Origin of the sequence: Devosia sp. (assembly GCF_028290625.1) — a bacterium.
GTDB lineage: Bacteria > Pseudomonadota > Alphaproteobacteria > Rhizobiales > Devosiaceae > Devosia.
Window position 1 is genome coordinate 1 of record NZ_JAQGJM010000049.1, and the last position, 4,767, is coordinate 4,767.

General features: G+C 66.7%; 2 protein-coding genes. Both read left to right on the plus strand.

Annotated elements, in window-relative coordinates; genetic code table 11:
- Nucleotides 1-150 precede the first annotated feature (150 nt).
- Nucleotides 151-921, plus strand: a complete 771-nt coding sequence (locus tag JWR51_RS23720) for a flagellar protein FlbB (RefSeq protein ID WP_299753576.1) — start codon at nt 151-153, stop codon at nt 919-921.
- A 97-nt stretch (nt 922-1,018) separates the two neighbouring features.
- Nucleotides 1,019-4,681, plus strand: coding sequence for a tetratricopeptide repeat protein (locus tag JWR51_RS23725; protein ID WP_299753578.1), 3,663 nt, complete (start codon nt 1,019-1,021; stop codon nt 4,679-4,681).
- Nucleotides 4,682-4,767: the final 86 nt, after the last annotated feature.

The window sequence follows — 4,767 nt, forward strand, 5'->3', positions numbered from 1 at the left end:
CATCGCCGTGGCGGCCCGACCGCTCGCCGATGTCGAGCCGGCGGCACCCGTCGCTGCCGCGCCGGACGCGCCCAGGATGTCGGCGGCCCGCGCCAACGCTGCAGCCGCGCAGGCCTTTGCCGAGCGCAGGAGGCCTGACGGCATCGCTGCATGAATGCATTCCGGGACATACGCGTCATCCCTGTCGTGCTGGTCGCGATCTTGGGCCTGGCGGTGCTCAAGATCGCCGGGCTGGTGATCGACGGCGGCTACGTATTCGACTACGAGCCGCAGGTAGCGAAGAAGTCGTGGGCGCAGGAGACGTTCAATTTCCCGGGCGGCAGGCAGCAGGATTCCGATATCACTGGCTCCTCCGGCCATGGTGCGAGCAAGGAAGAACCCAAGCCGGCCGTCGCCGCGCCGCAAGTAGCCGCGCCAACGACGGTCGCGCCCGTTGAATCGATGCCGCAGGTATCGGCGTCCGAGCGCGCGATTCTGGAGCGGCTGCAGTCGCGCCGCCAGGAGCTGGAAGCCCGTGCGCGCGAAATCGATATTCGCGAGAGTCTGCTGAAGGCTGCCGAGAAGCGCATCGAAGGCCGCGTCGACGAATTGAAGGGCGTCGAGGCTGGCATCAAGACGGCGACCGAGCAGAAGGGCGAGGCCGACGTCGCGCGCTTCAAAGGCATCATCACCATGTATGAGGGCATGAAGCCCAAGGATGCCGCGAAGATCTTCGACCGCCTGGAAATGCCGGTGCTGTTCGAGATCGCCTCGCAGATCGCGCCACGAAAGATGTCGGACATTCTCGGGTTGATGCAGCCGGAAGCGGCCGAGCGCCTGACCGTCGAACTGGCGCGGCGCGCCAGCGGCGGCGACCGCTCCGCGTCGGCGGCGGATCTGCCGAAGATCGAAGGCAAGCCGATGGCGCAGGGCCGGAATTAAAGGGATTCATTAACAAATCCTTAGACCGCGGAATCTAGATTCAAAGACAGGCGGCGCCCCGCCGCTTGTCGAATATCGGGCTGAAAGACACTCCGGAATGGCGCGCTTGGCTGCCGTTGCAAGTTGGACGCAAGCCCGCGTATGGACGCGGGCCGTTCGGCGCTGTGCGGCTGTCTTTGCGGCGGGCGTGTTGTTGACCGTGCTGTCGGTCGCGCCCTCCCAGGCCCAGGCCGTCAAGGGCGCCGCGACCATGGCGGTGTCAGGCGGTTACGCCCGCATCGTGCTGAAGCTCGCCGAAGACGTCGAATCCGAAGTCACCCAGGCCGGCACCATTCTGGTCATCCGCTTCAAGCGGCCGGTCGACGTGCCCGTCGATATCCTGTCCGACGCCGCGCCGGACTATATCGGCTCGGCGCGGCGCGATCCCGATGGCTCGGCGATCCGGCTGGCGCTGTCGCGCAAGGTCACCGTGAACTCCATGGTGGCGGGCGAGCGCATCTTCATCGACCTGCTGCCCGATAACTGGAAGGGCATGCCGCCCGGCCTGCCGCAGGACGTGGTCAAGGAACTGTCGGAGCGCGCGCGGCTCGCCGAGCGCGCCTTGCGCCAGCAGCGCGCGGCTTCCGAAGGCAAGCAGCGCCCGCCGATCCGGGTCCGCGCCTCGGTGCAGCCGACCTTTGTGCGTTTCCTGTTCGAAATGCCCGACGGCGTTGGCGTGTCGTCGACGCTGAACGAAAAGACCATGACGCTGACGTTCAATGCGGGCCTGGTATTCGACCTCGCCGATGCCAAATTGTCGGCGCCGCCGAATATCGCGTCGATCGGGCAGGCGATGGATGGCAACCGCACTGCCGTCGAAATCGGCCTGATCGGCGACGTCGACGTGCACTCGTTTCGCGAGGAAAAAAACTACATCGTCGATATTGCCTATCAGCAGGCCGACAAGCCGGCGGCCCCATCGGCGAAGCTGCCCGCGGCAAAGCCGGTTGAGAAACCGGTCACCGAGGCTGCGCCGCCGCAGCGCCATAGCGAGATAGCGCCTCCGAGTTCTGAATCCATCGCGCGCGAAGCTGTGCCTGAGAAGGTTGCCGACGTCGCAGTAAAGGTGGCGCCGCCCAAGGCCGAGTTGCCCAAGGTCGAGTCTGCCAAAAGCGAACCTCCAAAGATCGAACCCGCAAAAACCGTGGCCGCGGCGGAGCCGCTTCCGGCTCCAGCGCCCGTCGTAGCCCCTGCTAGGGAAACGCCGCCCGTCGTCGCGCCAGTGGCCGCGGCAGCACCGGTCGCCGCTCCGCCGCCGGCCGTCGTCGACAACGCGGGCATGCCAGTCGAGGTGAAGCGCAGCAGCGAAGGCCTGCGCATGACGTTTGCCTTTGCCGCGCCGACGCCCGCGGCGTTGTTTCGTCGCGGCGACATCATGTGGCTGGTGGTCGATTCCACGAAGCCGATCGACGTGGCGGCGATCCGCCGCGAGGGTGGCTCGATCATCGCTGACGCGAGTCTGGTCAAACTGGAGAAGGGGCAGGCGATCCGCATCCGCCTGAACCGGCCGCAACTGGCGTCGCTGACCCCCGACGATCCGGCCGGCGCCGGCCAAAGCTGGTCGGTGATGTTCGCCGATACCCGCCAGACCCAGTCGCTGCCGCTATCGGCGATCCGCAACATCGCCGATCCCGCCCATGCCAATGTGCAGGTGCCGCTCGCCGGCCCCGGCCTGAAGCACCGGCTGGTGGATCCCGATGCCGGCGACACGCTGGATGTGATCACCGCGCTGCCGCCGGCGCGCGGCTTCATCCGGCGGCAGGATTTCGTCGAGTTCTCGCTGCTGGAATCGATCCATGGCGTGGTGGTGCAGCTCAATTCCGACGAGGTCGCGGTCGAGGCCAATATCGACAAGGTGACGCTGAGCCGGCCCGGCGGGCTGACCCTGTCGGCGGCGGACGCTGCCCCTCAGCGCGCCTCGTCGGTGGCACGGCCGATCTTCGACGTCGGCCAATGGCGCAAGGATCAGGAAGGGCCGTTCAAAGATCGCTTCGACGTGCTGGTGAATGCGGCCTCCATGGCCGACGACAATACCCGCACCGCGGCGCGGATGGATCTGGCGCGCTTCTACATGGCGCGCGGCATGTATCACGAAGCCAAGGGCGTCGCCGATCTCGCGATTTCGGATTCCAAAGTCGGCCAGGAAAATCCGGTCGCGCTGATCGTCCATGCGGTCGCCAACGTGATGATGGGCCGCCCCGAGCAGACCCTGAAGGACATCGCCAATCCCGTGCTCGGGCCGGGCTACGATTCCGAACTGTGGAAAGCGCTGGCCTACGCCAAACAAGAGAAGTGGGTGCAGGCGCGCGAAAAATTCAAGAACGCGGAACTGGCCACCGCCTCGTTGCCGGCCGACCTGCAGCGCGTGGCGCTGGCGCAGGCGTTGCGCGCCGCGCTCGAGGTGAAGGACTATGCCGGCGCCTCGGCGCGTGGCAGCGAACTTGAACTGGTCGGCATCCCGCCGGAGATGAAGCCGACCATGCTGCTGCTGTCGGGCTGGCTCGACGAGGCGCTAGGTCGCGACAAGGACGCGCTGTCGAAATACCAGGAGGCGATCGCCTCGAAGGACCGGCCGGCGGCGGCGGAGGCCAAGCTGCGCGAGATCGCGTTGCGCCAGAAGCGCCACGAGATCAGCAACGAGGATGCGCTGAAGGATCTCGAACTGCTCGCCGTGATGTGGCGCGGCGACGGCCTCGAAGTGCAGACGCTGCAAATCCTGTCGCGGATGTATTCGGAACTCGGCCGCTATAAGGAATCGTTGCAGGCGGCACGCAGCGCCACCGAACGGCAGGCCAATTCCGAGGCGGCGCGGCAGGTGCAGGACGATGCGCAGGCGCTGTTCTCGCAGATCTATCTTAGTTCGAAGGGCGACAGCCTGCCGCCGGTGGATGCGCTGGCGATGTTCTACGAATATCGCGAACTCACGCCGATCGGCCGTCGCGGCGACGAAATGATCCGCCGTCTCGCCGACCGCCTCGTCGCGGTCGACCTGCTCGACCAGGCCGCCGAGCTTTTGCAATACCAGGTCGATCACCGCCTGGAAGGCGCCGCGCGGGCGCAGGTCGCGGCCCGCCTGGCGATGGTCTCTCTGATGGGCCGCAAGCCGGAGCGCGCCATCGCCGCCTTGCGCACCACGCGGATCGCCGATCTCGCCGGCGAGTTGCGCCAGCAAAGATTGCTGCTGGAGGCGCGCGCGCAGAGCGACGTCGGCCGTCGCGATCTGGCGCTCGACATCATCTCCAATATCGGCGGCCGCGAGGCGATCCGGCTGCGCTCCGATATCTACTGGTCGGCGCGACGCTGGCGCGACGCCTCCGAGCAGATCGAGCTGTATTACGCCGATCGCTGGCGCGATTTCACGCCGCTGACCGCCACCGAGAAAAGCGACGTGATCCGCGCCGTGGTCGGCTACGCGCTGGCGGAAGACGCGCTCGGCCTGGCGCGCTTTCGCGACAAGTATGCGCCGCTGATGACCGCAGGCACCGACAAGATCGCGTTCGACACCGCCAGCACGCCGGCGTCGGGCAACAGTTCGGAATTCGCCGCCATCGCCAAGATGGCGGCCTCCGTCGATACGCTGGACGGCTTCCTGCGGGAGATGAAGGTGCGTTTCCCCGAGAGCAGCGCCAAGGCGGTGATCCCCGGCCAGGCCGCCGACCCGACACCGACCGGCTCGCTGCCGCCGATCATCAACGTCCGCAAGATCGAGATGAAAAGGTAGCTCGGCTCGGGCAACCGTCATTGCGAGGAGCCCTTGCGACGAAGCAATCCAGGCTTCCTGTGTGGCCTTCTGGATTGCCGCGTCGC